This is a genomic window from Pseudomonas sp. FP1742, assembly GCF_030687145.1.
Classification (GTDB): domain Bacteria; phylum Pseudomonadota; class Gammaproteobacteria; order Pseudomonadales; family Pseudomonadaceae; genus Aquipseudomonas; species Aquipseudomonas frederiksbergensis_D.
In genome coordinates, this window is record NZ_CP117460.1 from 661,187 (window position 1) to 687,871 (window position 26,685).

Annotated in this window: 26 protein-coding genes; 14 read left to right on the forward strand and 12 right to left on the reverse strand. The window is 60.1% G+C overall.

The window, feature by feature from the left end; genetic code table 11:
• Positions 1 to 31: 31 nt before the first annotated feature.
• From nadE to PSH64_RS02900, 3 genes are all read right to left on the reverse strand, one after another.
• Complete coding sequence (nadE, locus tag PSH64_RS02885; protein ID WP_105340460.1) at positions 32 to 859, reverse strand: ammonia-dependent NAD(+) synthetase; 828 nt, start codon at positions 857 to 859, stop codon at positions 32 to 34.
• Between the two features lie 4 nt (positions 860 to 863).
• On the reverse strand, positions 864 to 2,090 hold the full coding sequence (gene pncB, locus PSH64_RS02890) for a nicotinate phosphoribosyltransferase (protein WP_105340459.1): 1,227 nt from the start codon (positions 2,088 to 2,090) through the stop codon (positions 864 to 866).
• Positions 2,091 to 2,320: 230 nt separating this feature from the next.
• Positions 2,321 to 3,232 carry a LysR family transcriptional regulator gene (locus PSH64_RS02900; protein WP_105340458.1) on the reverse strand — a complete coding sequence of 304 codons (912 nt, stop codon included), beginning with the start codon at positions 3,230 to 3,232 and terminating at the stop codon, positions 2,321 to 2,323.
• Between the two features lie 189 nt (positions 3,233 to 3,421).
• Between PSH64_RS02900 and PSH64_RS02905 the strand changes: the two genes are divergently transcribed.
• From PSH64_RS02905 to PSH64_RS02940, 8 genes are all read left to right on the forward strand, one after another.
• On the forward strand, positions 3,422 to 4,912 hold the full coding sequence (locus PSH64_RS02905) for an aldehyde dehydrogenase family protein (protein WP_305479860.1): 1,491 nt from the start codon (positions 3,422 to 3,424) through the stop codon (positions 4,910 to 4,912).
• Between the two features lie 156 nt (positions 4,913 to 5,068).
• Positions 5,069 to 6,352 (forward strand): FAD-binding oxidoreductase, encoded by a 1,284-nt coding sequence (locus PSH64_RS02910; RefSeq protein WP_105340456.1) that lies wholly within the window; start codon positions 5,069 to 5,071, stop codon positions 6,350 to 6,352.
• A gap of 363 nt (positions 6,353 to 6,715) precedes the next feature.
• Positions 6,716 to 7,849 (forward strand): branched-chain amino acid ABC transporter substrate-binding protein, encoded by a 1,134-nt coding sequence (locus PSH64_RS02915; RefSeq protein ID WP_105340455.1) that lies wholly within the window; start codon positions 6,716 to 6,718, stop codon positions 7,847 to 7,849.
• A 171-nt stretch (positions 7,850 to 8,020) separates the two neighbouring features.
• Entirely contained in the window at positions 8,021 to 8,935 is a 915-nt protein-coding gene (locus tag PSH64_RS02920; protein ID WP_105340454.1) for a branched-chain amino acid ABC transporter permease LivH, read from the forward strand.
• Between the two features lie 3 nt (positions 8,936 to 8,938).
• On the forward strand, positions 8,939 to 10,219 hold the full coding sequence (livM, locus tag PSH64_RS02925; protein WP_105340453.1) for a high-affinity branched-chain amino acid ABC transporter permease LivM: 1,281 nt from the start codon (positions 8,939 to 8,941) through the stop codon (positions 10,217 to 10,219).
• Positions 10,216 to 11,088 carry an ABC transporter ATP-binding protein gene (locus tag PSH64_RS02930; protein WP_105340452.1) on the forward strand — a complete coding sequence of 291 codons (873 nt, stop codon included), beginning with the start codon at positions 10,216 to 10,218 and terminating at the stop codon, positions 11,086 to 11,088. The genes livM and PSH64_RS02930 overlap by 4 nt, the downstream gene beginning before the upstream one ends.
• The gene (locus PSH64_RS02935; protein ID WP_105340451.1) at positions 11,085 to 11,801 is read left to right on the forward strand and encodes an ABC transporter ATP-binding protein; all 717 of its coding nucleotides are present in this window, start codon (positions 11,085 to 11,087) and stop codon (positions 11,799 to 11,801) included. The genes PSH64_RS02930 and PSH64_RS02935 overlap by 4 nt, the downstream gene beginning before the upstream one ends.
• A gap of 828 nt (positions 11,802 to 12,629) precedes the next feature.
• Positions 12,630 to 13,400, forward strand: coding sequence for an SDR family oxidoreductase (locus PSH64_RS02940; protein WP_305479861.1), 771 nt, complete (start codon positions 12,630 to 12,632; stop codon positions 13,398 to 13,400).
• A gap of 136 nt (positions 13,401 to 13,536) precedes the next feature.
• Here the strand turns inward: PSH64_RS02940 and PSH64_RS02945 are convergent, their stop codons facing one another.
• The 7 genes from PSH64_RS02945 to PSH64_RS02975 all read right to left on the reverse strand — a co-directional run bounded on the left by PSH64_RS02945 (position 13,537) and on the right by PSH64_RS02975 (position 18,724).
• Positions 13,537 to 14,664: an AGE family epimerase/isomerase gene (locus tag PSH64_RS02945; protein ID WP_305479862.1), complete on the reverse strand. Its 1,128-nt coding sequence runs from the start codon at positions 14,662 to 14,664 to the stop codon at positions 13,537 to 13,539.
• Positions 14,665 to 14,863: 199 nt separating this feature from the next.
• Positions 14,864 to 15,436, reverse strand: a complete 573-nt coding sequence (locus PSH64_RS02950; protein WP_105340448.1) for a HupE/UreJ family protein — start codon at positions 15,434 to 15,436, stop codon at positions 14,864 to 14,866.
• A 34-nt stretch (positions 15,437 to 15,470) separates the two neighbouring features.
• Complete coding sequence (gene ureG, locus PSH64_RS02955) at positions 15,471 to 16,085, reverse strand: urease accessory protein UreG (protein WP_018928472.1); 615 nt, start codon at positions 16,083 to 16,085, stop codon at positions 15,471 to 15,473.
• 23 nt (positions 16,086 to 16,108) lie between these two features.
• Complete coding sequence (locus PSH64_RS02960; RefSeq protein WP_105340447.1) at positions 16,109 to 16,783, reverse strand: urease accessory protein UreF; 675 nt, start codon at positions 16,781 to 16,783, stop codon at positions 16,109 to 16,111.
• Positions 16,780 to 17,280 (reverse strand): urease accessory protein UreE, encoded by a 501-nt coding sequence (gene ureE, locus PSH64_RS02965; protein ID WP_105340446.1) that lies wholly within the window; start codon positions 17,278 to 17,280, stop codon positions 16,780 to 16,782. The genes PSH64_RS02960 and ureE overlap by 4 nt, the downstream gene beginning before the upstream one ends.
• Positions 17,281 to 17,461: 181 nt before the next feature.
• Positions 17,462 to 18,094 (reverse strand): TetR family transcriptional regulator, encoded by a 633-nt coding sequence (locus PSH64_RS02970; RefSeq protein WP_008009759.1) that lies wholly within the window; start codon positions 18,092 to 18,094, stop codon positions 17,462 to 17,464.
• A 159-nt stretch (positions 18,095 to 18,253) separates the two neighbouring features.
• On the reverse strand, positions 18,254 to 18,724 hold the full coding sequence (locus PSH64_RS02975) for a hypothetical protein (RefSeq protein WP_105340445.1): 471 nt from the start codon (positions 18,722 to 18,724) through the stop codon (positions 18,254 to 18,256).
• Positions 18,725 to 19,102: 378 nt separating this feature from the next.
• Here PSH64_RS02975 and PSH64_RS02980 point away from each other — a divergent pair, with 378 nt between their 5' ends.
• Positions 19,103 to 21,178 carry an AsmA family protein gene (locus tag PSH64_RS02980; RefSeq protein ID WP_305479863.1) on the forward strand — a complete coding sequence of 692 codons (2,076 nt, stop codon included), beginning with the start codon at positions 19,103 to 19,105 and terminating at the stop codon, positions 21,176 to 21,178.
• 202 nt (positions 21,179 to 21,380) lie between these two features.
• Here the strand turns inward: PSH64_RS02980 and PSH64_RS02985 are convergent, their stop codons facing one another.
• Positions 21,381 to 22,325: a LysR substrate-binding domain-containing protein gene (locus tag PSH64_RS02985; RefSeq protein ID WP_305479864.1), complete on the reverse strand. Its 945-nt coding sequence runs from the start codon at positions 22,323 to 22,325 to the stop codon at positions 21,381 to 21,383.
• 121 nt (positions 22,326 to 22,446) lie between these two features.
• Here PSH64_RS02985 and PSH64_RS02990 point away from each other — a divergent pair, with 121 nt between their 5' ends.
• The 3 genes from PSH64_RS02990 to PSH64_RS03000 all read left to right on the forward strand — a co-directional run bounded on the left by PSH64_RS02990 (position 22,447) and on the right by PSH64_RS03000 (position 24,388).
• Positions 22,447 to 23,085 carry an FMN-dependent NADH-azoreductase gene (locus tag PSH64_RS02990; protein ID WP_105340442.1) on the forward strand — a complete coding sequence of 213 codons (639 nt, stop codon included), beginning with the start codon at positions 22,447 to 22,449 and terminating at the stop codon, positions 23,083 to 23,085.
• Positions 23,086 to 23,391: a multidrug efflux SMR transporter gene (locus PSH64_RS02995; protein ID WP_008068934.1), complete on the forward strand. Its 306-nt coding sequence runs from the start codon at positions 23,086 to 23,088 to the stop codon at positions 23,389 to 23,391. It abuts the gene before it with no gap.
• A gap of 106 nt (positions 23,392 to 23,497) precedes the next feature.
• Complete coding sequence (locus tag PSH64_RS03000) at positions 23,498 to 24,388, forward strand: triacylglycerol lipase (RefSeq protein WP_305479865.1); 891 nt, start codon at positions 23,498 to 23,500, stop codon at positions 24,386 to 24,388.
• 114 nt (positions 24,389 to 24,502) lie between these two features.
• Here PSH64_RS03000 and PSH64_RS03005 read toward each other — a convergent pair whose 3' ends face one another.
• A complete protein-coding gene (locus tag PSH64_RS03005) occupies positions 24,503 to 25,390 on the reverse strand; it encodes a DMT family transporter (protein ID WP_019582233.1) in 888 nt (295 codons plus the stop codon).
• Positions 25,391 to 25,488: 98 nt separating this feature from the next.
• Here PSH64_RS03005 and PSH64_RS03010 point away from each other — a divergent pair, with 98 nt between their 5' ends.
• Together PSH64_RS03010 and PSH64_RS03015 are read left to right on the forward strand one after the other, a co-directional pair.
• Positions 25,489 to 26,277, forward strand: a complete 789-nt coding sequence (locus PSH64_RS03010; protein WP_105340438.1) for a helix-turn-helix transcriptional regulator — start codon at positions 25,489 to 25,491, stop codon at positions 26,275 to 26,277.
• A gap of 72 nt (positions 26,278 to 26,349) precedes the next feature.
• A complete protein-coding gene (locus PSH64_RS03015) occupies positions 26,350 to 26,655 on the forward strand; it encodes a PsiF family protein (RefSeq protein ID WP_105340437.1) in 306 nt (101 codons plus the stop codon).
• Positions 26,656 to 26,685 lie beyond the last annotated feature (30 nt).

The window sequence follows — 26,685 nt, forward strand, 5'->3', positions numbered from 1 at the left end:
TCCTCAGTGGGCTTTTTCGTTCATTCACGGTTCACGGCGCGAATGGCATCACCCGCTTGTGATGGGTCTTCTTGTACGTATCGCAGATGATCTTGAACGCTTCCTCCCGCACCGGTTCGCCATGCAGGAAGGCATCGATCTCGGCGTAGGTCACGCCGTGGGACGCTTCGTCCGGTTTGCCCGGCGACAGGTCTTCGAGGTCGGCGGTCGGGACTTTTTCCACCAGCGACTCCGGCGCGCCGAAGCTGCGGGCAATCGCCCGGACCTGATTTTTCACCAGGCCGCTCAGCGGGGCGAGGTCGCAGGCGCCGTCACCGAATTTGGTGAAGAAGCCCATTACCGCTTCCGCTGCGTGATCGGTGCCGATCACCAGGCCATGAGCCGCGCCGGCGATGGTGTATTGCGCGACCATGCGCATCCGCGCCTTGGTGTTGCCCAATACGAAATCCACCCAGACCGCTTGCTTGCCTTCAAACGCCGCCACTTCACTGGCCAGGGACTTGACCGCCGGGCCGATATTCACCGTATGGCGCTCGTCCGGGGCAATGAAGTCCACCGAGGCCTGGGCGTCGAGCTCATCGAACTGCGTCTGGTACGGCAGGCGCACGGCGATGAACTTGTAGCTGTCGTCACCGGTGCGCTCGCGCAGTTCACGCATGGCGCGCTGGGCCAGCAGGCCGGCGGTCAGTGAATCGACACCGCCACTGATGCCGAGCACCAGCGTCTTGAGCCCGGAATTGACCAGGCAATCCTGAATGAAAGTGATCCGCCGGGCGACTTCAGCCTCGAGGGCGAGTTGATCTGCGAAGGGCGGTTGGACCTTGAGCTGTTCAGCAATCTCACGCTGTACGGCTTGCATGAATTCACTCCTTGCTTGATGTACTGGAAAGGGTGGCAGGTACTTGGAAAACGTGTCGCAAATAGGCGACGAAATTCGGGTCTTTGCAGTGAGTCTTGCCAGGCTCATCAGAAATCTTGGCCACCGGTTGGCCGTTGCACGCAGTCATTTTAAGCACGATGCTCATCGGTTCGACACCCGGAATATCGCAGGTCAGGTTAGTGCCGATACCGAAGCTGACATTGATCCGACCGCGCAACGCCCGAAAAATCTCCAGAGACTTGGGCAACGTCAGGCTGTCGGAAAACACCAGGGTCTTGCTCATCGGGTCGATGCCCAACTTGTGGTAGTGGGCGATGGCTTTTTCCGCCCAGAGCACCGGATCACCGGAATCGTGACGCAAGCCGTCGAAGAGCTTGGCAAAGAACAGGTCGAAATCGCTGAGGAAGGCATCGGAAGTGATGCAGTCGGTCAGGGCGATCCCCAACAGGCCACGGTACTCGCGGACCCAGCAGTCGAGGGCGGCAATCTGGCTGTCGATCAGTCGCGGACCGAGTTGCTGGTGGGCCATGATCCACTCATGGGCCATGGTGCCCAATGGCTTCATGTCCAGCTCCCGGGACAGGTGCACGTTGCTGGTGCCGACGAAACGACCGGGGAAGTCATGCTTGAGCACGTTCACCACTTCTTCCTGCACGCGGTACGAGAAGCGCCGGCGAGTGCCGAAATCGGCTACCTGCAACTCGGACAATTCATCGCTGCCGGCGTTGGCGGTCAGCCAGTCGAACTTGCGATAGAGCTGCTCGCGGGCCTGTTCCAGGACGATTTCCCGGTAGCGATAGCGGTTGCGCACTTCACTGACCATGGCCAGCAGCGGCACTTCGAACAGAATCACGTGCAGCCATGGCCCGCGCAGGCGGATGAACAATTCGCCGTTCTCAATGCCGGTGTGGATATAACGCAGATTGAAACGGAACAGCCCGAGAAAACGCAGGAAATCCGGTTTCAGAAAACTGATGCGCTCCAGGAAACTCAACTGATCGGCGCTCAGGCTCAGCTCGGCCAGGCGTTCGATCTGGAAGCGGATTTCCGCCAGATACGGGCGCAGGTCCTCGCTGTTACGGCAACGAAACTCCCATTCGACTTCCACGTTAGGGTAGTTGTGCAGCACCGCCTGCATCATCGTCAGTTTGTAGAAGTCGGTGTCGAGCAGGTTCTGCACGATGCGATCGGCAAACACACTCTCGCTCATAACGGGGTTCTCCAGGCGGGCCGCGGTCTGTGGCAGCGACGTTGCAGCTGTTTCAATGAATGGGGCTAGTGGCGCATATCAGCGGTGAGGATTGCCAGCAATTTTTTGGATCGCAGCAGATCCGTGGGGGAGCGGGCTTGCTCGCGAAGGGGCCGGCACATTCAATATCAATGTTGAATGACACACCGCTTTCGCGAGCAAGCCCGCTCCCACAGGTATCAGGTACAACCCTAAATTTGTGGCATGTCCGGACTATCGAGCTGCTCCAGCATCCACTTCACAAAATCCCGTACCTTGGGCACTTCCGCCGCATGCTCCGGGTACGCCAGGTAATAGGCGTCGGTGCTGGGCATTGCATGCTTCCAGGGAATGACCAGTTTGCCGTCGGCCAATTCCTCTTCCACCAGAAACTTCGGCAATAGCGCCACGCCGCAGCCGACCTGGGCGGCGCGGATGCACATATAGAATGTTTCGAAACGCGGGCCGTGGTAGCTGTGTTCGGTGTGGTAGCCCTGGCTGTCGAACCAGTCATGCCAGGCCTGGGGCCGGGAGGCGTTTTGCAGCAGGACCAGGTCGGTAAGCTGCGTAGGATCGGTGAACGGCGTGTCCGGCAGACTGCCCGGTGCGCACACAGGAACAAGCTCTTCGCCAAACAGCTTCAGGCATTCGGTGCCGGGCCGTGAGCCTTGGCCGAAATAAAACGCCAGGTCACTACGACCTTGCAGCAGATCGTCGGCCTCCTGTTCGCTGCACAGGTCCAGATGAATTGACGGATGACGCAGACGCCAGCCTTTCAGACGGGGCACCAGCCAGCGTGCACCGAAGGTCGGAGGCGTGGAGACACGCAAGACTTCGGTGTCACCGCCGTAAGAGCGCAGGTAATGGGTCGACATTTCGACTTGGGTGAGGATTTTTCGTACTTCCACCAAGTACAAATCCCCCGCCGGGGTCATTTGCAAACGGCGGCGCACCCGACGGAACAGCAGGTGCTGCAACAATTCTTCGAGTTGCGCGACCTGCTTGCTCACGGCGCTCTGCGTCAGGTTCAGCTCTTCGGCAGCACGGGTGAAGCTCAAATGCCGGGTCACCGCTTCGAAACACTGCAGCGCAGTGATCGACGGCAAATAGCGTTTATTCAGCATCGGTTCTCCTTGTTCTTGTCGCTCTACTGGCACTTTACGTTGCCGGCAGATTCACAGCATGAATAAACGGAATGATATCTCGCTTAATCGTCGTTTGTTGGAGAACCTCGGGAGCGCTAAAACTACAGGCCTGATCAGTCGAATCAATCCGGCTGTACGTTTCTGTTTTTCTGCTTGAGGAGTGACCCCATGGTTGCCGCATTGCTTGATCGTCTTGGTGTAAACCAGGCCCTGTACCAGAACGGCAAAGTGCCGGTGCACTCGCCGATCGATGGCAGCCGTATTGCTGCCGTGAACTGGGAAGGGGCTGCTGAAGTCGAGCAGCACATCAGTCGCGCAGATCATGCGTTCGAACTGTGGCGCAAGGTTCCGGCACCGCGCCGTGGCGAACTGGTGCGTCAATTGGGCGACATCCTGCGTGAATACAAGGCCGATCTCGGTGAGCTGGTGTCCTGGGAGGCCGGCAAGATCACTCAGGAAGGCCTGGGTGAAGTTCAGGAAATGATCGACATCTGCGACTTCGCGGTCGGTCTGTCCCGTCAGCTGTACGGCTTGACTATCGCCTCCGAGCGTCCTGGCCACCACATGCGCGAAACCTGGCACCCGTTGGGCGTCGTTGGCGTGATCAGCGCGTTCAACTTCCCGGTTGCCGTCTGGGCCTGGAACGCGACGCTGGCGCTGGTCTGCGGTAACCCGGTGATCTGGAAGCCCTCGGAGAAAACCCCGTTGACCGCGCTGGCCTGCCAAGCGCTGTTCGATCGCGTCCTGAAGAACTTCAGCGATGCCCCGCCGCACCTGAGCCAAGTGATCATCGGTGGCCGCGATGCTGGCGAAGCCCTGGTCGATGACCCGCGTGTCGCGCTGGTCAGCGCCACCGGCAGCACCCGCATGGGCCGCGAAGTGGCGCCGAAAATCGCTGCGCGTTTCGCCCGCAGCATCCTGGAACTGGGCGGTAACAACGCGATGATCCTCGGCCCGAGCGCCGATCTGGACATGGCCGTACGGGCGATTCTGTTCAGCGCCGTCGGCACTGCCGGTCAACGTTGCACCACCTTGCGTCGGTTGATCGCTCACGAGTCGGTTAAAGAAGACATCGTCACCCGCCTGAAAGCCGCTTACTCCAAGGTGCGCATTGGCCATCCTCTGGAAGGTAACCTGGTCGGGCCGCTGATCGACAAGAACAGCTTCGAAAACATGCAGGAAGCGCTGGAGCAGGCCTTGAGTGAAGGCGGTCGGGTGTTTGGCGGCCAGCGTCAGCTGGAAGACAAATTCCCCAACGCTTACTACGTTTCGCCAGCCATCGTCGAAATGCCGGAGCAGAGCGACGTGGTGCGCGACGAAACCTTCGCGCCGATTCTGTACGTGATCGGATACACCGATTTCGAAGAGGCATTGCGCCTGAACAACGCCGTGCCACAAGGGCTGTCGTCATGCATTTTCACCACTGACGTGCGTGAAGCCGAGCGGTTTATGTCGGCGGTGGGCAGCGATTGCGGCATCGCCAACGTCAACATCGGCCCGAGCGGCGCGGAAATCGGCGGCGCGTTTGGCGGCGAGAAGGAAACGGGCGGCGGTCGTGAGTCGGGTTCCGATGCATGGCGCGGGTACATGCGCCGTCAGACCAACACCGTGAACTATTCGCTGGAGCTGCCGTTGGCTCAGGGCATTACGTTCGACTAAACCTCAAATCGAACAGTGATCCAATGTGGGAGCGGGCTTGCTCGCGAATGCGGTCTGGCAGTCACATCAATGTTGGATGTGCTGCCGTCTTCGCGGGCAAGCCGGCTCCCACAGGGAAATGGTGTGTTGGTTAGGTTTCATTTTCGGAGTCTGGCAATGCCGTTACGCGAAGAATGTCTTTGGGAAAAACTGACGCCGCAAAGGCCCGACCACGCGGCGCTCAAAGGGGAAGTGACGGTGGATGTCTGCGTCATCGGTGCCGGTTTTACCGGGCTGTCGGCGGCGGTGCATCTGCTGGAACAAGGCAAAAGTGTCTGTGTGCTGGAAGCACATCGCGCCGGGCATGGCGGTTCGGGGCGTAACGTCGGGCTGGTCAACGCCGGGATGTGGATTCCTCCGGACGAAATCGAAGCAGGGTTTGGCGAGACAGTCGGCAGTCAGCTCAACCGTATGCTTGGTGCGGCGCCGTCGCTGGTGTTCAGTCTGGTCGACAAATACAACATCGATTGCCAGTTACGCCGCGAAGGCACGCTGCACATGGCGCACAACGCCCGTGGCGAAGCGGATCTGCGAAGTCGTGAAGAGCAATGGAAGCGCCGCGGAGCACCGGTGGAGTTGCTGACCGGCGATGCCTGCGAACAAGCCACGGGCACCAAAAAGATCGCCGCCGCATTGCTCGACCGACGGGCCGGCACAATCAACCCGATGGCCTACACCACGGGACTGGCCAATGCGGCCATCGGTCTCGGCGGTCAGTTGTTCGACCATTCCCCGGTGACCCGGCTCGAACGTCAGGGGCAGCGCTGGTCGGTGCAGACCGCCCAGGGTTCGGTGCTGGCCGAGCAGGTGGTGATCGCCTCCAATGCCTACACCGAAGGTGACTGGACGGAGCTGCGTCGCAACTTCTTCCCCGGTTATTACTATCAAGTGGCCTCGGTGCCGCTGACCGAAGAGGCTGCGCAACGGATTCTGCCCGGTGGCCAGGGTTCCTGGGACACCCGGCAGGTGCTCAGCAGCATCCGTCGCGATGCCGAAGGGCGGTTGTTGCTCGGCAGCCTGGGCAATGGCAATCAGAAACCGACCTGGTTCCTTAAAGCCTGGGCCGACCGGGTTCAACAGCATTATTTCCCCTACCTGAAACCGGTGGAGTGGGAGTGCACCTGGACTGGCTGTATCGCCTTTACTCCCGATCATTTGATGCGTCTGTTCGAACCGGCGCCAGGTCTGGTGGCCGTTACCGGTTACAACGGTCGAGGCGTGACCACCGGTACAGTAGTCGGCAAAGCCTTCGCCGACTATTTGTGTAACGGAAATCCGCAAGCCTTGCCGATTCCCTTTGCACCCATGCAGCCATTGGCGGGTGTGGGGCTGAGAAGCTGTCTATATGAGGCTGGATTTTCGCTGTATCACGCGGGCCAGTGCCTGCGGATCGTGATTTGATTGTCGAAATATGTTGCTGGAAGCGGCGCTTTTCGACGAAGCGGCTAGCCTGTAATGGTGCGGGTTGTAGCAATTGCGCACCAGCAGTGTGCAGTTCGGTGACGCAGGCTGTTACAGGCAGGTTGCACATCGTTTGGCGTCGTGGTTGCAATGATGGCGCGTGCGGGTTGCGCCTTAAAAAATAAAAGGTATCACCTCCCGCGGTTTAGACGGTTGCACACCCAATGAAAATGGGATCGAAACAGTCGAAATAACAAGAAAGCAGCGACTTTTTTCAGAATAAAAAACCGATGGCACGGCCCTTGCTCTGAGCATTCAGTGAAGTCGCAGTGCCAACTAAAAAAAACCTTGGAGCACCACCTCATGTCCCAGACGTTTTACAAGAAAGGCTTTCTGGCCCTCGCAGTGGCAGCTGCGTTGGGTGTTTCTGCGTTTGCACAGGCTGATGTGAAAATCGGTGTGGCGGGTCCGATGACAGGTGCCAACGCGGCATTTGGCGAGCAGTACATGAAGGGTGCACAGGCAGCCGCTGATGCGGTCAACGCAGCCGGCGGTGTCAATGGGGAAAAAATCGTACTGGTCAAAGGCGATGACGCCTGCGAACCGAAACAGGCTGTGACGGTCGCCAAGGACCTGACCAACCAGAAAGTCGCCGGCGTGGTCGGTCACTTCTGCTCCTCGTCGACCATCCCGGCCTCCGAGATCTACGACGAAGCGGGCATCATCGCAATCACTCCAGGCTCCACCAACCCACAGGTCACCGAACGCGGCCTGAGCGCCATGTTCCGTATGTGCGGCCGTGACGACCAGCAAGGCATCGTCGCCGGCGACTATATCGTCGACGTGCTCAAGGGCAAGAAAGTTGCCGTGCTGCACGACAAAGACACCTATGGCCAAGGTCTGGCGGATGCCACCAAGGCTCAGCTGATCAAGCGTGGCGTAACACCAGTGCTGTATGAAGGCCTGACTCGCGGCGAGAAAGACTTCAGCGCCGTGGTCACCAAGATCCGTGCGGCCGGTGCCGATGTTGTCTACTTCGGCGGTTTGCACCCAGAGGCTGGTCCGCTGGTTAAACAGCTGCGTACCGAAGGCCTGAAAGACGTGAAGTTCATGTCCGATGACGGCATCGTGACCGACGAACTGGTGACCACTGCCGGCGGCCCACAATACGTCGACGGCGTGCTGATGACCTTTGGCGCCGACCCACGCCTGCTGCCAGACAGCAAGACTGTCGTGGACGAGTTCCGCAAAAAAGGCACTGAGCCTGAAGGCTACACGCTCTACGCCTACGCTTCGGTTCAGGCCCTGGCGGCTGGTTTCAATGGCGCCAAGTCCAACAAGGGCGACGATGCGGCCAAATGGCTGAAAGCCCACCCGGTAAAAACCGTGATGGGTGAGAAGACCTGGGACTCCAAAGGCGACCTTAAAGTCTCCGACTATGTGGTTTACCAGTGGGACAAGGACGGTAAATACCACCAACTGGAAAAACAGAAGTGATATGAGCTGCTGATCTGCCCGACGCCGCGTGCGCCGGGCAGTCAAAGAGCATGTCCGTGCAGTACCTGTCTTTTCTCGTAGAGCTGCACACCAGCGTGTTGCATCGGCGGCTGAACCCCGGTCCGTTGCAACTGGCTTCTGTGCAGTCTCTCAAGTGCGTGAGATTGCGTTATGGATGGTATTTTCCTGCAGCAACTGGTCAACGGCCTGACCCTCGGGTCGGTCTATGGCCTGATCGCCATCGGCTACACAATGGTCTATGGCATCATCGGCATGATCAACTTCGCCCATGGCGAGGTTTACATGATTTCTGCGTACCTCGCGGCGATCAGTCTGGCTCTGCTGGCATACTTCGGTATTGAATCCTTTCCTCTGCTGATGCTCGGCACACTGGTATTCACCATTGTCGTCACTGCGGTGTATGGCTGGGTCATCGAGCGCGTCGCCTACAAACCGCTACGCAACTCCACTCGACTGGCACCGCTGATCAGTGCCATCGGTATTTCGCTGATCCTGCAAAACTATGCACAGATTGCCCAGGGTGCCCGTCAACAGGGTGTACCCACACTGCTGACCGGTGCATGGCGAGTCGAGGTCGGGAGTGGCTTCGTCCAGCTCACCTACACCAAGATCTTCATTCTGGTTGCCGCGTTCGTCGGCATGGGATTGCTGACCTACGTCATCAAGTACACCAAACTCGGCCGCATGTGCCGTGCCACCCAGCAAGACCGCAAGATGGCTTCGATTCTGGGGATCAACACCGATCGGGTGATTTCCTATGTGTTCATCATCGGTGCAGCAATGGCGGCCCTGGCCGGCGTGCTGATCACCATGAACTACGGCACGTTCGACTTCTATGCGGGCTTCGTCATCGGGATCAAGGCGTTCACCGCGGCGGTACTCGGCGGCATTGGCTCACTGCCCGGCGCCATGCTGGGAGGGATCATTCTCGGGATCTCCGAGTCGCTGTTCTCGGGGCTGGTCAACTCGGATTACAAAGACGTTTTCAGCTTCTCGCTGCTCGTTCTTGTTCTGGTCTTTCGGCCTCAAGGCCTGCTCGGCCGTCCTCTTGTGTCGAAGGTGTAAGCGATGTCTTCAACCACTAAAACCATTGATGTCAAAAAAAGCCTGGTTGACGCGATTCTTGCCGGCCTTATCGCCCTGATTGTGTTCGGCCCGATTGTTGGCGTGGTCCTCGACGGCTACGGCTTCAACCTGCAACCGACGCGCGTGGCGTGGATAGTCGCCATCGTCATGGCTGGCCGCTTTGCCCTGAGCCTGTTCTTGCAAACCCCCAAAGGCCTGAGAATTCTCGAAGGCTTCGAGAGCACCGGCTCCGGGGTTCATGTTCTGGCGCCTGATTACAAATCCCGGTTGCGCTGGGTCGTCCCGCTGGTGATCGTTGTTGCCGTGGTATTCCCGTTCTTCTCCAACTCTTACCTGTTGGGCGTGGTCATTCTTGGATTGATCTACGTGCTGCTGGGGCTGGGGTTGAACATCGTGGTCGGTCTGGCCGGTCTGCTCGATTTGGGTTATGTGGCGTTCTACGCCATCGGTGCTTACGGCCTTGCGCTCGGTTACCAATACCTGGGGCTGGGCTTCTGGACCGTATTGCCGCTGGCGGCGATCACCGCCGGATTGGCCGGGTGCATCCTGGGCTTCCCGGTGTTGCGCCTGCACGGTGATTACCTGGCGATCGTGACCCTGGGGTTCGGTGAAATCATCCGGTTGATCCTCAATAACTGGCTGTCCCTGACCGGTGGCCCGAATGGCATGGCGGCGCCGTTGCCAACTTTCTTCGGTCTCGAATTCGGTAAACGAGCGAAGGACGGCGGGGTACCTTTTCATGAGTTCTTCGGCATCGCCTACAACCCGGATGTGAAGTACTACTTCATTTATACGGTGTTGTTCCTGGTGGTCATGGCCGTGCTGTACATCAAGCATCGCTTGACCCGCATGCCGGTCGGTCGCGCATGGGAAGCCTTGCGTGAAGACGAAATCGCCTGTCGCTCCATGGGGCTGAATCACGTACTGGTCAAACTGTCGGCGTTCACCATCGGCGCATCGACGGCGGGTCTGGCCGGCGTGTTTTTCGCGACCTACCAGGGCTTTGTGAACCCGACCTCGTTCACCTTCTTCGAATCGGCATTGATCCTCGCCATCGTGGTACTTGGCGGCATGGGTTCGACCATCGGCGTGGTGATGGCCGCATTCGTGCTGACCGTCGCCCCGGAACTGCTGCGCGGCTTCGCTGAATATCGCGTGCTGCTGTTCGGCATCCTGATGGTGTTGATGATGATCTGGCGACCGCGCGGACTGATTCGGATCAGCCGCACCGGTGTGGCCCCGCGTAAAGGAGTAGCGCCATGAGTGAAGTCGTACTCTCGGTCGAAAATCTGATGATGCACTTCGGTGGCATCAAGGCGCTGAGTGACGTCAGCCTGAAGGTCAAACGCAATTCGATCTTCGCGTTGATCGGCCCCAATGGCGCGGGCAAGACCACCGTGTTCAACTGCTTGACCGGGTTCTACAAAGCGACCGGCGGGCATATCGAACTCAATACCCGTGGGGTGAAAACCGACGTCATTAAAATGCTCGGGGAGCCGTTCAAGGCAATCGATTTCGTTTCGCCAAAAAGCTTCATCGGCCGGCTTCACTACAAGATGTTCGGTGGCACGCACCTGATCAACCGTGCCGGTCTGGCGCGGACTTTCCAGAACATTCGCCTGTTCAAGGAGATGTCGGTGCTGGAAAACCTGTTGGTAGCCCAGCACATGTGGGTCAACCGCAACATGCTGGCCGGTATCCTCAACACCAAGGGGTACCGCAAGGCCGAAAGCGATGCGCTGGACCACGCGTTCTACTGGCTGGAAGTGGTGGACCTGGTGGACTGCGCCAACCGCCTGGCCGGTGAACTGTCCTACGGTCAGCAACGCCGTCTGGAAATCGCCCGGGCCATGTGCACCCGGCCGCAGATCATCTGCCTCGACGAACCGGCCGCCGGCCTCAACCCTCAGGAAACCGAAGCGCTGAGCGCGATGATCCGGCTGCTGCGTGACGAGCATGATCTGACCGTGGTGCTGATCGAACACGACATGGGCATGGTCATGAGCATTTCCGACCACATCGTGGTGCTGGACCACGGCGTTGTCATCGCCGAGGGCGGGCCCGAAGCGATCCGACACGATCCGAAAGTGATTGCCGCCTACCTGGGCGCCGACGAAGAGGAACTGGTATGAGTCAACCGATCCTCGAACTGAAAGAGATCGACGTGTTCTACGGACCGATCCAGGCCTTGAAGAAAGTCTCGTTGCACATCAATGAAGGGGAGACTGTCAGCCTGATCGGCTCCAATGGTGCCGGCAAGTCGACTCTGCTGATGTCGATTTTCGGCCAGCCACGGGCGGCTGATGGGCAAATCGTCTATCAGGGTGTGGATATCACTCACAAGTCGTCCCACTACATCGCCTCCAACGGTATCGCTCAATCGCCGGAAGGTCGGCGGGTGTTCCCTGACATGACCGTCGAGGAAAACCTGTTGATGGGTACCATTCCAATCGGTGACAAGTACGCCAAGGAAGACATGCAGCGCATGTTCGAGTTGTTTCCACGGCTCGAAGAGCGGCGTACCCAACGTGCCATGACCATGTCGGGCGGCGAACAGCAAATGCTCGCCATCGCCCGGGCGCTTATGAGCCGGCCGAAGCTGTTGCTGCTCGATGAGCCGAGTCTGGGGCTGGCGCCGATTGTGGTGAAACAGATCTTCGCGACTCTGCGGGAACTGGCCAAGACAGGGATGACCATTTTCCTGGTGGAGCAGAACGCCAACCACGCCCTCAAGCTGTCGGACCGGGCATATGTGATGGTCAACGGTCAGATCCGCCTCAGCGGCACCGGCAAGGAGCTGCTGGTGAACGAGGAAGTGCGTAACGCCTACCTCGGCGGGCACTGAGTTCAGCCTCGCGGCAACAAGCCCCGACGAGCAATCGCCGGGGCTTTTTTCTATCTATCAAACATCACTCGCCCCGTGGGAGCGGGCTTGCCCGCGAAGGCGGTGTGCCAGGCAACATTGATGTCGAATGACACTCCCTCTTCGCGGGCAAGCCCGCTCCCACAGGGACTGCGGAAAATTGTGGAAAACAATATTCACGACCTCGTAAAGCGCGACATAAAGCCGCTGCAAATTGCTGTTTTATCAAGGTTTTGACTTGTCCCCGTTTGCTGTGGAGCTGGCTGTGAATAACGTGGGAGTAGCTGGCTGCAAGCCTTTGAATCCGTGGCTTACAGAGATGTGGTTGTTTTTTGATCAGGTGTTTTTGACGGACCTCGAGCCGGCTTTGTCAACCTTTTTGTTAGGGGTGGACAGGGTACGAATCGAGGTGGGCAAGCCTGTGGATAAGTCTGTGATTAAACTCTGGAAAGACTCGGCTGAGGGCCGTGGTTACTGGCTTGGCGCCATCGTCGGTTTGACCGCTCGGTCGTGCAAATTGCCCGGGGTTACACAACAGATGCCACAGGGTCAAGGAAAAAACTTTCTAATCTGCCCGCAAAGCCTTGTGAATAGCGGCTTTCAGCTTTTCCACTTGCCCCCGGAAACTGTGGACCGGCCTGTGGATAAGGTGCGCGTACATGGCTGTAAGCCACGGTCTATATGGCGTTGCCGGCATTGATCGTTTTTTGTACGGTTTTTGCGACGGTTGCCGCTGTGGGCAAGGCCGGGCATGCTGGTAACTGATTTTCTAATTCAGGGCTGTCGATCAGCCGTAGCAAGGAGAACACGATGTCCAACACCCTGTTTATTACCGGCGCGACCTCCGGTTTTGGTGAAGCCTGTGCCCGTCGTTTTGCCGAGGCTGGCTGGAAACTGGTGCTGACAGGTCGTCGTGAAGAGCGCCTCAATGCCCTGTGCGCCGAGCTGTCGAAGCAGACCGAGGTCCATGGCCTGGTGCTCGACGTACGCGATCGCAAGGCCATGGAGGAGGCGATTGCCAACCTGCCGCCGTCCTTCGCCAAACTGCGCGGGCTGATCAACAACGCTGGCCTGGCCCTGGGCGTTGACCCGGCGCCCAAGTGCAATCTTGATGATTGGGACACCATGGTCGACACCAACATCAAAGGTTTGATGTACAGCACTCGCTTGCTGCTGCCGCGTCTGATCGCCCATGGTCGTGGCGCCAGCATCGTCAACCTCGGCTCCATCGCCGGCAACTACCCGTACCCGGGCAGCCACGTGTACGGCGCGAGCAAGGCGTTCGTCAAACAGTTCTCCCTGAACCTGCGTTGCGACCTGCAAGGTACGGGCGTGCGGGTCAGCAATATCGAGCCGGGCCTATGTGAGAGCGAGTTCTCGCTGGTGCGTTTCGCCGGTGACCAGGAACGTTACAACGCGACTTACGCCGGTGCCGAGCCGATCCAGCCGCAAGACATCGCCGAGACCATTTTCTGGGTGCTCAATGCACCGGCCCACATCAATATCAACAGCCTCGAACTGATGCCGGTGAGCCAGACCTGGAGCGGGTTTGCCATTGAGCGTGATGGCGGCAAGGCGTAATTGTGGCGAGGGGGCTTGCCTGTGGCGAGGGGGCTTGCCCCCGTTCGGGTGCGAAGCAGCCGCCTGCGATGCAACTGATAAAACACTAGGGCTGCTGCGCAGCCCAACGGGGGCAAGCCCCCTCGCCACAAAAAACTCAGGCGAGATACTCGACCAACCCGCGATAACAGGTCGCCAAGTGATAAGGCGTGGTCGAAGGCATGTCCTTGCGGCTCACTTCGCCCTGCTCGTCGCGACACTCATACCAGCCGCCTGCATGCAGAAAACGCTGTTGCAACGCCTGCAATTGGCGCTGTACAGAGGCTTCGCTGCCCGGACGCAAGGTCAGGGCGCGCAGGTATTCGGCCTGGGCCCAGATGCGTTGGGTCGCGTCGCGTGGGCGGTCGTCCAGTTCCAGCATTGCGCGCACGGCACCGGTCTGCTGATCGATGCCCCGTTGTTCGGTGAGCGTAAACGCGCGCTCCAGCGAGGCGTGCAGTTTCGAACCGCGCAGCAATGGCGAGGACTCCAGCAGGAAATACCATTCGAACTGATGGCCCGGCTCGAACCAGTTATCCACAGCGCCCAGCGGCTTTTCCATCAATACCGCGTGTTGCGGGTCGATGAAGCGCTTGTGCATGGCTGTGCATAACTCGAGGAGCGCTTTTTGTACGGCCACGTCTTCGCGCACCGAAAGGGTGGCAAGGAAGGCTTCGGCCAAATGCATCAAGGGATTCTGCAGCGGCCCGGACTCGAGCGAGGACCAATCCCGGTCAAGGCTGGCCTCGTACAGGCCGTCGCCCGTGGCGAAACGCCGCGCAACCACTTCCAGCGCGGCGTTGAGTACCGACTCCGCCAGTGGTTCGCGAACCTTGTCCCAGTAATGGGCGCAGGCAAACAGGATGAAGGCGTGGGTGTAGAGGTCTTTGCGCTGATCCAGCGGCGCACCTTGCGGGTCGATGCTGTAGAACCAGCCGCCATGCTCGGCATCGTGGAAATGCCGCTGCAAGGAACGAAACAGCGCCGCCGCACGCTCTTCGGCCTGGGGCACCTGGCCGATCAGGCTGGAAAACAGGTACAGCTGCCGCGCGCAGGCCATGGCCCGGTAGCGCTGAGGGGGCAGTGGTCGATGCTCGGCGTCCAGCGCTTCATAAGGCAATGCCATGTCGGCGTTCCAGCCGGGACCTTGCCAGAGCGGCACGATCACGTTCTGGAAGTGCTGTTGCACCGAGGCGAACAGGGTGGTCAATTCAGGCTGGGAGGCAGAGCGGGAAACAGGGAGCATTGGCTGGCGTCGTCACGGCAGGGGCGATTGCGCGACATGGTAGCAGAGAGGCAGGCTTGAGAGAGGCGGTGTCTGATCGGACGCTATCGCGGGCAAGCCCGCTCCCACAGGGATCTTTCGGTATTCACACAACCTGTCCGGCAGCGAATATCCTGTGGGAGCGGGCTTGCCCGCGAAGGGGCCAATCCAGACGCTAGAATTAACCCGCCAGCAACCACACCCCGGTCGCCGCCGACGCCGCACCCGCCAGCCGAACCAGCGGCGCCGCGGCCTGAGGCAAGAGGCGAACCACCGCATAACCCGCGGCATGCAACGCCGCTGTCGCCACCACAAACCCTGCGGCATACGCCCAGGGACTGGACATGTCCGGCAATTCCAAACCATGCGCCACGCCATGAAACAGCGCGAACAACGCGGTCGCCGCCACCGCCAGGCTCAATGGCGGACGCACTGCCAACGCCACCGCCAGGCCCAGCGCCAATACCGATGCCGCAATCCCGCTTTCCAGCGCCGGCAGGTCCAGCCCTTCAAAACCCAACAAACCGCCGATCAGCATGGTGCCGACGAACGTGCACGGCAGCACCCAGCGCGCGGCGCCTTTCTGCTGCGCGGCCCATAACCCTACGGCAACCATCGCCAGCAAGTGATCGAGGCCACCGATCGGATGGCTGATGCCGGCGATCAGGCCATTATCGCCATGGCCCGGGTGGGCGAAGGCGATGGCCGGGGTCAACAGCAGGGCCATGGCGCCCAGAATGCGTTTCAGTGTCATGGATTAGCTTCCTTGTTGATAAGTGTGAGCGTGATCAGGCCGCCGTCAGCAAGCCCTGGCGTTCGATGAAGGCGATGATTTCTTCAAGGCCCTGGCCGGTTTTCTGGTTGCTGAAGACAAACGGCTTGCCGTTGCGCATGCGTTGGGTGTCGCTGTCCATCATCTCCAGCGACGCGCCCACCAGTGGGGCCAGGTCGATCTTGTTGATCACCAGCAAGTCGGATTTGCAGATCCCCGGCCCGCCTTTGCGCGGCAGCTTGTCGCCGGCCGAGACATCGATCACGTAAATGGTCAGGTCGGACAGTTCCGGGCTGAAGGTGGCCGAGAGGTTGTCGCCCCCGGACTCCACCAGAATCAGGTCCAGCCCCGGAAAGCGCCGGTTCAGTTGATCCACGGCTTCGAGGTTGATCGAGGCATCTTCGCGGATCGCCGTGTGCGGGCAGCCGCCGGTTTCCACGCCGATGATCCGCTCCGGCGCCAAGGCTTCGTTGCGCACCAGAAAGTCGGCGTCTTCGCGGGTGTAGATGTCGTTGGTCACGACGGCCAGGTTGTAGCGTTCGCGCAGGGCCAGGCACAGGGCCAGGGTCAGGGCGGTTTTGCCGGAGCCGACCGGGCCGCCGATGCCGACGCGCAGGGGTTGTGTGTTCATGTGCTTCTCCAAACTAAAAGGCCCTAGGAACGGAACAGACGGCTGTACTGGCGCTCATGGGCCATGCACGCCAGGGACAGGCCGAAAGCGGCACTGCCGAAGTGTTCGGGATTGATTCGGGTGGCGTCTTGCTGCGCCTGTTGCAGCAACGGCAGCAGTTCGCTGGTCAGGCGTTGTGCGGCTTGCTGGCCCAACGGGAGGGTCTTCATCAACACCGCCAGTTGGTTTTCCAGCCAGCTCCAGAGCCAGGCGGCCAGCGCGTCTTGCGGGCTGATGTTCCAGGCGCGAGCCGCCAGCGCCCAGCCGAGGGCCAGATGCGGTTCGGGGCGTTGGTCAAGAAAGGCCCGGGCCGGCGCATCCAGTTCCGGCAAGCCGTTGAGCAGTTGCTGCAGCGAATAACCCATCTGCCGGCTCTCCTGATGCAGCTCGCGGGTTTCGCGGCTGGCGCGATGTTCTTCGCAGCGTTGCAGCAACTCGGCCCAGTTTTCTTCGGCGGCGGCGGTGCAATGGGCGAGCAGTAGCGGTGCTTCGAAACGCGCCAGGTTCAACAGCAACTGATCGCTGATCCAGCGTCGCGCGCTGTCGGGATCATTGACCCGGCCGTTATCCACCGCCATTTCCAGGCCCTGGGAATAGCTGTAGCCGCCAATCGGCAGCTGCGGACTGGCCAGGCGCAGCAGCGCCCAGGCTGGGTTCATAAACGCACGCCGAACTGGTGCAGTTTCGGCGGGTAGTTGAAGTCCTCGTCACCGTGGCGCGAGTGGTGATGGCCACCACCGTAGGCACCGTGTTCCGGCTGGAACGGTGCTTCGATGTTCTCGGCCTTGGCGCCAAGCTGTTCGAGCATGGCCTTGAGCACGTAATCGTCGAGCAGGCGCAACCAGCCGTCGCCGACTTGCAGGGCCACGTGGCGGTTGCCCAGGTGATAGGCGGCGCGGGTCAGTTCGAATGCATTGGCGCAGGTGACATGCAGCAGTTGCTCGGGACGAGCACAGACGCGAACGACGCGCCCGTCTTCGGCTTGCAGGCATTCGCCGTCATACAGCGGCGGCTGGCCGCGCTCCAGAAACAAGCCGACGTCTTCACCCTCGGCACTGAAACAGCGCAAGCGGCTTTTGCTCCTGGCTTCGAAGGTCAGGTGCAACTCGGCGGCCCAGACGGGTTGAGGGTCGATTCTGCGATGAATCACCAGCATCGGAAGGCTTCCAGCAATGGACAATGCTCAGGCTAGAGCAAGGGGCTTGCCAATCGGGGGAGGCGTAGGAAATCCCTGTCGGAGCGTAGCGGATGTTTCAAGATGTTGCGGGATTTTGATTTAAATTGGTGCGATGGTTTTTTTACTGCACCAAATTGCAGCGAGCGCCTGTGTGGGAGCGTTACTCGGTGCTGCCGAGCCCTTGCCAATGTTTGAGGCCGATAAAGATAAACCGCAACTGCTGAGTGATTTTCGCCTGTGGGGTCAGATGCTCCGGCAGCGCTTCGGCGGGCGGATCGATGATGTCCGGCAAGGTGGCGAACACGCTCTTGACGATCAGATCGGCCATGACGCTCAGGCCGGCGATGTCCAGGTGCTGCAGTTTTGGCATCAACGACAAGTCGGCTGCCAGGTCCGAGCTGATGTCTTCACGCAAACGGCCAATGGCCTGGCGCACCGGCAGCGAACCGCCGTATTGCTCACGGGCCAGAAACAGGAACTGCGAGCGGTTGGCCGTGACCACGTCGAGGAAGATCCGCACCGAGGCGTCGATGATGCCGCCCATGACGAACTCGTTATGGCGCACCAGGCGGATGGTTTCGCGGAAGGTCTGGCCGACTTCGCTCACCAGCACCAGGCCCAGTTCATCCATGTCGGCGAAATGCCGGTAGAAACCGGTGGGCACGATTCCGGCGGTCCTGGTCACTTCACGCAGGCTCAGGCTGCCGAATCCTCGGCCGCTTTCCATCAAGTGGCGGGCAGCGTCCATCAGGGCGTTGCGGGTCTGTTGTTTCTGTTCGGCGCGGGGCAGCATCGCAAAGGTGTTTTCTGGACAGGGACAGCGGCGCACTCTAACAAATCGGCTTCGCTGGCGTCGAACGGACTGTCGGGGGATCACGCGGGGAAAATGCAGCAGCTATAAAGTCAAAAGCCCAATCCGGAGATTGGGCTTTTTTTCCAGGCCGTCATGGGCTTAGCTCACAGCGCTGTTGCGTTCGATCACACGGTCACCACCACCTTCAGCCAGGGTTTGGCCTTGTGGGGTGCGGTCGGTACCGTCGGCAGCCAGGGTCTGGCCTTGTGGGGTGCGGTCTGTACCGTCGGCAGCCAGGGTCTGGCCTTGTGGGGTGCGGTCGGTACCGTCGGCAGCCAGGGTCTGGCCTTGTGGGGTACGGTCGGTACCGTCGGCAGCCAGAGTCTGGCCTTGTGGAGTGCGGTCCGAACCATCCTGAGTGATCAGGCCTTTTTCTTTCAGGCGATCATTGCCACCTTCGGCAAGGGTCTGACCTTGTGGGGTACGGTCGGTACCGTCAGCAGCAACGGTTTGGCTGAACACCGAGTGGCTGTCTTTGACTTGTGGAGTGGCCTGATCAGCGGCTGGCAGGGCAAAAGCGGTGCTGGCTAACATCGAAAGGGTCAGGCTAAGCAGTAATTCGCGTTTCATGATGGGTTGCTCCTTGGGAGGGCGATAAAGTGGGTACGAGAACAATGCTACTCTCGATAAGTCGATATAAAAGTTCATAAACGCAATGGTAATAATCAACGGAATTGATTGTTTCGCCGGATGGCTCTAGAACGGGCGTTTCCGGCGAGTGATTTTGCACTGAGGTGGGTATTTTCGACTCACTTTTGCCTCGCAAAAGTGCGGGCCAAGTAACGCAAAAAGGGGCGAGGCGGGACGGTCATTTGCGTCCGAATCGTCTTCCGGTTAAACCTGCGAGCCATTTTCCAGTCGTACATTTCATGACAGGCCGGTTCTGGCCTAACGTTTCATCAGTGCGTCGTTGTCAGGGCGCTCAGTCGTATTCAGGAGCTCTGTGCAATGACGCGCACTCGTAAAGTTTTTACATGGACCTTTGCCGGGCTGGTTGTCCTGCTGGCCATCCTGGTGCTGATCATCGCGTTCTTCGATTGGAACCGGATCAAACCGCCACTGAACGCCAAAGTATCCGAAGAGCTGCATCGTCCTTTCGCTATCAATGGCAACCTTGCTGTGACCTGGCAGCGCGAGCCCGACGAAGGTGGCTGGCGCGCCTGGGTGCCGTGGCCGCATGTGGTGGCGCAAGACCTGAGCCTGGGCAACCCTGACTGGTCGAAGCAACCGCAGATGGCCACTCTCAAGCGTGTCGAACTGCGCATTTCGCCACTGGCCTTGCTGACGCAACGGGTGGTGATCCCGCGCATCGACCTGACCGGGCCCAATGCCGACCTACAACGTCTGGCCGACGGCCGCGCCAACTGGACATTCAAGTTCGACCCCAAGGACCCGAACGCCGAGCCTTCGAACTGGGTGCTGGACATCGGCGCCATCGGCTTCGACAAGGGCCACATCACGCTCGACGACCAGAGCCTGAAGACTCAACTGGATCTGCTTATCGATCCGCTGGGCAAGCCGATTCCATTCAGCGACATCGTCGGCGACAAAGCGGCGAAAACCGCGCTTGAGAAGGGCGGTTCGCCGCAGGATTACGCGTTCGCGTTGAAGGTCAAAGGCCAATACCACGGCCAGAATCTGGCCGGCCAAGGCAAAATCGGTGGTTTGCTGGCCTTACAGGATGCCGCCAAGCCGTTCCCGCTTCATGCGCAAATGAAGATTGCCGACACCAGCGTCGAACTGGCCGGCACGCTCACCGATCCATTGAACCTCGGCGCCCTGGATCTGCGCCTGAAGCTGGCCGGTGCCAGCCTGGGCAATCTCTATCCGCTGATCGGCGTGACCCTGCCGGATACCCCGCCGTACGCCACGGATGGGCATTTGACCGCCAAGTTGCATGAGTCGGGCGGGGCGGTTTACCGCTATGAGGACTTCAACGGCAAGATCGGCGAGAGTGATATCCATGGCAATCTGGCCTATGTCGCGAGCCAACCGCGGCCCAAGCTCAGCGGGGCGGTGGAGTCCAATCAACTGTTGTTTGCCGACCTGGCCCCACTGATCGGCGCCGACTCCAATGCCAGGCAAAAGGCCCGCGGCGGTGAAAGCAAGCAGCCGGCGGACAAGATACTGCCGGTCGAGGAATTCAAGACCGAGCGCTGGCGCGATATGGACGCTGACGTCGAGTTCACTGGCAAGCGCATTGTCCACAGCGAAAAACTGCCGTTCAACGACCTCTACACCCATTTGGTGCTCACCGATGGCGTGCTCAGCCTCGAACCTCTGCGTTTCGGCGTGGCCGGCGGCAATCTGGATGCGCAGATTCGTCTGAACGGGCGCGCCGAGCCATTGGAAGGCCGGGCCAAACTGACCGCGCGCAAGTTCAAGCTCAAGCAGTTGTTTCCCTCCATCGAGCGAATGAAAACCAGTTTTGGTGAGCTCAATGGCGATGCCGACCTTGTCGGTCGTGGCAACTCGGTGGCCAAGTTGCTGGGCACTGCCGACGGCAATTTGAAGATGCTGATCAATGATGGCGCGATCAGTCGCGAGTTGATGGAGCTGGCGGGGCTCAATGTCGGCAACTATGTGGTCGGGAAAATCTTTGGCGACAAGGAAGTGAAGATCAACTGCGCGGCGGCCAATTTCGACATCAAGAGCGGTCTGGCGACCACGCAGTTGTTCGTCTTCGATACCGAGAACGCGATTGTCTACATCGATGGCACGGCGAACATGGCGACCGAGCAACTGGACCTGACCATCAGCCCGGAATCCAAGGGCTGGCGCTTGATTTCGCTGCGTTCGCCGCTGTATGTGCGGGGCAAGTTCATCAAGCCGGACGCAGGGGTCAAACCGGTGCCGCTGATGCTGCGTGGGGCCGGGATGGTGGCGCTGGGGGTGATTGCCGCGCCGGCGGCGGGCCTGCTGGCGCTGATCGCGCCGAGCGCCGGCGAGCCGAATCAGTGTGCGCCGTTGCTGGAGCAGATGAAGGCGGGCAAGGCGCCGGTGACGGTCAAGCCAACCAAGTAATTTGCGGTGACTGTAAAGACGCCATCGCGGGCAAGCCATGCTCCCACGGGTTTCGTGTCGCATGCCGACAATGGGCACGACGCAAAACCCGTGGGAGCGTGGCTTGCCCGCGAAGGCGGTTCAAGAATCGCTAGAGATCTTTCAGAATATCGGCGAGTCATCTGCATGCTCTATGTCCCAGGCCAGGATGTCTTCGATGCTCCTACATTGGAATGCGTTCCCCTGTAGGAACTGCCGCAGACTGCGATCTTGGCAACAGACCAGACAATCGGGCCTCCTCCTGCAACCACGCGAAAAACGCCCGCACCGGCGGATGCCGCTCGCGTCCCGGTACGCACAGTGCGCTGTATCCAGCCCCATCAACCTGAATCTCACCCCGATAAGGCACCAGCAAACCGCTGGTCACACTCTCCGACACCAGAATATTGCTCGCCAGTACCAGGCCTTGCCCGGCGATGGCGGCTTGCAGGGCGTAATGCTCTTCGTCGTATTCACGTACCGCTGGCTGCCCGGTCAGCCAGGTTTCGCCGGATTGCGCGCACCAGGCTTCCCAACCGTGGGCATACAGTTTGGAGTTATGCCACTGCACGCTGATCAGGGTGGGTACCCGACTGGTCGCCAGGGCCACTTGTTCAGGCGAGCCATAAACCCCGAAGGATTCGTCGAACAGGCACAACCCATACAGGTTCGGATAATCGTCGAGGCTGTAGCGCAGCACCAGTTCGACGCTGGCGTCCTGATGCAAGTCGATGACTTCGCAGTGAGTGTCCAGCCGCACGCTGATGTGCGGATGCCGGGTGTAGAACCGTCCCAGTCGAGGCACCAGCCAGAGGGCGGCGAAGGCGGCGGTGGTGGAGATCGTCAGACTCGTGCCGCTGCGTTGCGGGCGCAAGGTATCGACGCTCTGCGCCACTTCCAGCAGGGCGCCGTGCAGACTGCGGAACAGCCGTTCGCCGCACTCGGTCAGGCGCACCTGGCGTGGCAGTCGTTCGAACAGCGGCACGCCGAGCCAGTTTTCCAGGGAGCGGATCTGGTGGGAAACCGCCGTCGGCGTCACGGACAGCTCTTCGGCGGCAGCCTTGAAACTCAGCAGGCGCGAGGCGGATTCGAAAGCCCGCAGGGCGGTCAATGGCAGCGAGGCAAACATTTAAAACTCCATGGATGAAATAGATTCATCCAGACTGATTTTTGCTCATTTGAAGGCAGGCGGCTGTGCGCTTCAAGCTGCAGCCACAAGCCGTTTCAGTTTAGCCCTTAAGGAGATTCAGATGAGCACAATTCTTGCCATTCACGCCAGCCCCCGTGGCGAACGCTCTCATTCGCGGCGGTTGGCCGAGGTGTTTCTTTCAGCCTGGCAGGTCCGTAACCCGCAGTCGCAATTGACCCGCCGTGAAGTCGGCCGGGCCTTGATCCCGGCCGTCAACGAAGCCTTCGTAGCGGCTGCTTTTCATCCGGAGCCTCAAGCGCGACCGCTGTCGATGCAGGCCGACCTGGCACTCAGCGATGAGTTGGTGGGGGAGTTGCTCGGTCATGATCTGCTGGTGATTTCCACGCCGATGTACAACTTCAGCGTGCCCAGTGGCCTCAAGGCCTGGATCGACCAGATTGTGCGGCTCGGGCTGACGTTCAATCACACCCTGGACAACGGCATCGCGCAGTACGAACCGCTGGTGCGGGGCAAGAAGGCGTTGATCGTCACCAGTCGCGGCGGGTTTGGCTTCGGCCCCGGTGGCGAGCTTGAAGCGATGAACCATGCCGACCCGTTGCTGCGCACGGCACTGGGGTTCATCGGCATCACTGACGTCACGGTTGTCGCCGCCGAGGGTGAGGAGTCCGCCGAGCGCACCTTCCAGGTTTCCGTGGCCGAGGCCGAACAGCGTTTGCTGACGCTGGCCAGGGAGTTCTAGATGGCCTGGCTGTTCTTGCTGATTGCCGCCGGGTTTGAGGTCACCTTCGCCATGGGCATGAAGTACACCGAAGGCTTCACCCGGCTCTGGCCTTCGGTGATCACCGTGGTGGCGGCCGTGGGTGGGATCTATTTCCTGACCCTGGCCATGCGCGAATTGCCGGTGAGCATCGCCTACCCGATCTGGACCGCTATCGGTTCACTGGGCACGGTGTTCCTCGGCTTTGCGTTATTGGGCGAAAGCCTGACGGCGCTCAAACTGGTGTCGGTCGGGCTGATTGTGGCGGGCGTGGTGGGGTTGAAGTAGGGGATGTCATAGACTGGTCGTCGAGTTGTCATCTTGGGTGGCGATGCTTGGTTGAGGCCTTGCATCCAGCCTTGCTTCATCTCACCGACCACAAGGATGTTCATCCATGTCGCAAGGCTCCGCCACGCGTTACCCGTTGGTGCTGGTCCCGGGGATGCTCGGGTTTATCCGTCTGCTGATCTATCCGTATTGGTTCGGGATCATTTCGGCATTGCGCCGGGATGGGGCGACCGTGATCGCGGTGCAGGTTTCACCGCTCAACTCAACCGAGGTGCGCGGTGAACAATTGCTGGCACGGATCGAAGAAATCCTGCGCGACACCGGGGCCGAGAAGGTCAACCTGATCGGCCATAGCCAGGGCTCGCTGACTGCCCGTTACGCCGCCGCAAAACGCCCGGACCAGGTGGCTTCGGTGACCTCGGTGGCCGGGCCCAATCACGGTTCGGAGCTGGCGGACTACCTGCATGATCACTATCCGGCGGACAGCGCCAAGGGCCGGTTGCTCAGCTTTTTACTGTGGTTGATCAGTGCGTTGATGTGCCTGCTGGAAACCGGGTATCGCGGGCCGAGGCTGCCGGTGGACATCCCGGCTTCGCACCAGTCGCTGACCACGGCCGGCGTGGCGCTGTTCAACCAGCGTTATCCACAGGGGCTGCCTGACACCTGGGGTGGGCATGGCCCGGAAGTGGTCAATGGCGTGCGCTATTACTCCTGGTCCGGGACTTTGCAGCCGGGCAAGACCGATCGCGGGTGCAACCTGTTCGACGGCACCAACCGCAGTTGCCGGTTGTTTGCCAGAACCTTCGTGCGTGAAGCGGGGCAGTGCGACGGGATGGTCGGGCGCTACAGCTCGCATCTGGGAACGGTGATTGGCGATCAATACCCGATGGATCACTTCGATATCGTCAACCAATCCCTGGGGCTGGTGGGCAAAGGGGCAGAGCCGGTGCGGTTGTTTGTCGAGCATGCCGCGCGGTTGAAGGCGGCGGGGGTTTAGACCGCGTTATCGTTCTTCGCGGGCAAGCCACGCTCCCACAGGTTTGGCGTTGACGCTGGCAATGGGCACGACGCCAAACCTGTGGGAGCGTGGCTTGCCCGCGAAGGCGTCCGGTCAGGCAACGCTGTTCTTGCGGCCCAGCACGGTAGTCCAGCGCTCCGACAAAATCACCCCACCCAACGTCAACACCCCACCCACCAGGTGATACAGCGCCAACTGCTCATGCAGCACCACCGCCGCAATCAGCGCGGTGATCAACGGCAGCAGGTTGAAAAACAGCGTGGTCCGGCTCGGGCCCAGGCGTACCACGGCCTGCATCCACGCCAGCGGCGCAAGCATCGAGGCCAGCAGGCAGGCGTAAAGCACCAGCGGAATGTTATGCAGGGTCGGGCCGATTTTCGGTGAGGCGAGGAACAGCGGAAACAGCACCACCACCGCCACCAGCACCTGTAAATACAGCAACACCAGCGGCGGCAAGCGCAGCTGCCACTTTTTCAGCAAGGTGCTGTAAACCGCATACGCCAGGGTGGCGATCAGCATCATCGCGTCGCCCAGGTTCACCCCGTGTTCGAGCAATGCGCCGAGGCTGCCGGACGACACCACCACCAAAACCCCCGCAAACGACAGCACCGCGCCGGCCAGCGCACCGGCGGTCAGGCGTTGGCCGAGGCTGACCATCGCCATGGCCAGCGACATCAATGGCATCAGCGACAAAATGATCCCCATGTTGGTGGCCGACGTCAGCGTTGCGGCGAAGTAGGCCAGGCTCTGATAAACCGCCATGCCGAGCACGCCGAGGATGAAGATCCTCCCCAGGTTTGGGCGTATTACCGGCCAATGGGCGATCACCGGCTTAAGCATGAAAGGCGTGAACAGAATCCCGGCCAGCAGCCAGCGGTAGAAGCCGATTTCGGCGGGAAAGATCGCGCCCACCGCGAGTTTGTTGATCACGGTGTTGCCGGCCCAAATGAAAATGGCCAGCAGGGGATAAGCGTATTGCATCGGGAAAAAGCCAGAACGTTAGTGAGGGGGGATTATCCGCCTGTCTGGATACAAGCCTATACTTCGATCCAGACAACCTGCCCCTGATTCCAGACAGCATGAACAGTAAACACATCGACCTACTGGATTTCAGCGAACTGCCGTCGGCGGTGTATTTCCGCTATGCGGACTTCAACGCCCACGAATTCGCCGCCCCTCACCGGCATCCGTGGGGCACGCTGGAGTACGCGGCCCATGGCGTGTTGCACATGGAAGTCGATGGCAGCCGTTTCATGTCGCCACCGCAGTACGCGGTATGGGTGCCGCCCGGGACCGAGCACAGTTTCTATAGCCATCAGCCGATCAACTATCGCGCGGTCTGCCTGGCGCCGACGCTGTGCCGCGATCTGCCGCAACAGGCCTGCACCCTGGCGATCAGCGACATCCTCAAGGCGATCCTGAAAGACTTCGCCGCCCGCGATGTGAAAATTCCCGAGCACGACGCGGACCAGCGTCTGGCTCAAGTGCTGGTGGACCAACTGCAACAGGCGCCCATGCATGAGTGCTATTTGCCCTACGCCAGCAGCCCCGGGTTACTTGGTATTCTGGAAGCCTTGCAGGCCGAGCCTGGGGATAACCGGCCGTTGGCGTATTGGGCCGGGCAGATTCACGTCAGCGAACGCACGCTGGCCCGGCAGTTTGTTCGCGAGTTGGGCATGAGTTTCGGTGAATGGCGGCAACGGTTGCGGTTTCTGGCGGCGATCGAAGCGCTGGACAGCCGCCGCAGCATTCAGGAAATCGCCTTCGACATGGGTTACAGCACCGGCTCGGCGTTTATCGCGATGTTTCAGCGCCAAGCCGGGTGCACGCCGGAACAGTATCGACGCAGCCACCTTGATAGCAGGTGAACGTGTAACAGGCTTTGTCTACACTCCAGAGCGAGGCCGTACCCATCGGTGCGGTAACAAGGAGAAAACTCCATGAAGATGTTGCGTGCCCCGTTGTTGATGATCGGTCTGCTGCTCTGCTCCCAGGGTTTTGCTGCCACTGCCCAACAGAACAAAATGACTACCTGCAATGCCGACGCTACCGCCAAGAGCCTTAAAGGCGACGAGCGCAAAGCCTTCATGAGCACCTGCCTCAAAGCCGCCCCGGCCGCCGATGCCGCCAAACCCCTGACTCCTCAGCAAGAAAAAATGAAAACCTGCAACGCCGATGCCGCCACCAAGGCCCTCAAGGGCGATGCGCGCAAAGCGTTCATGAGCGAGTGCCTGAAGAAAAAATAAACATCAAAAGATTGCAGCCTGCGGCAGCTC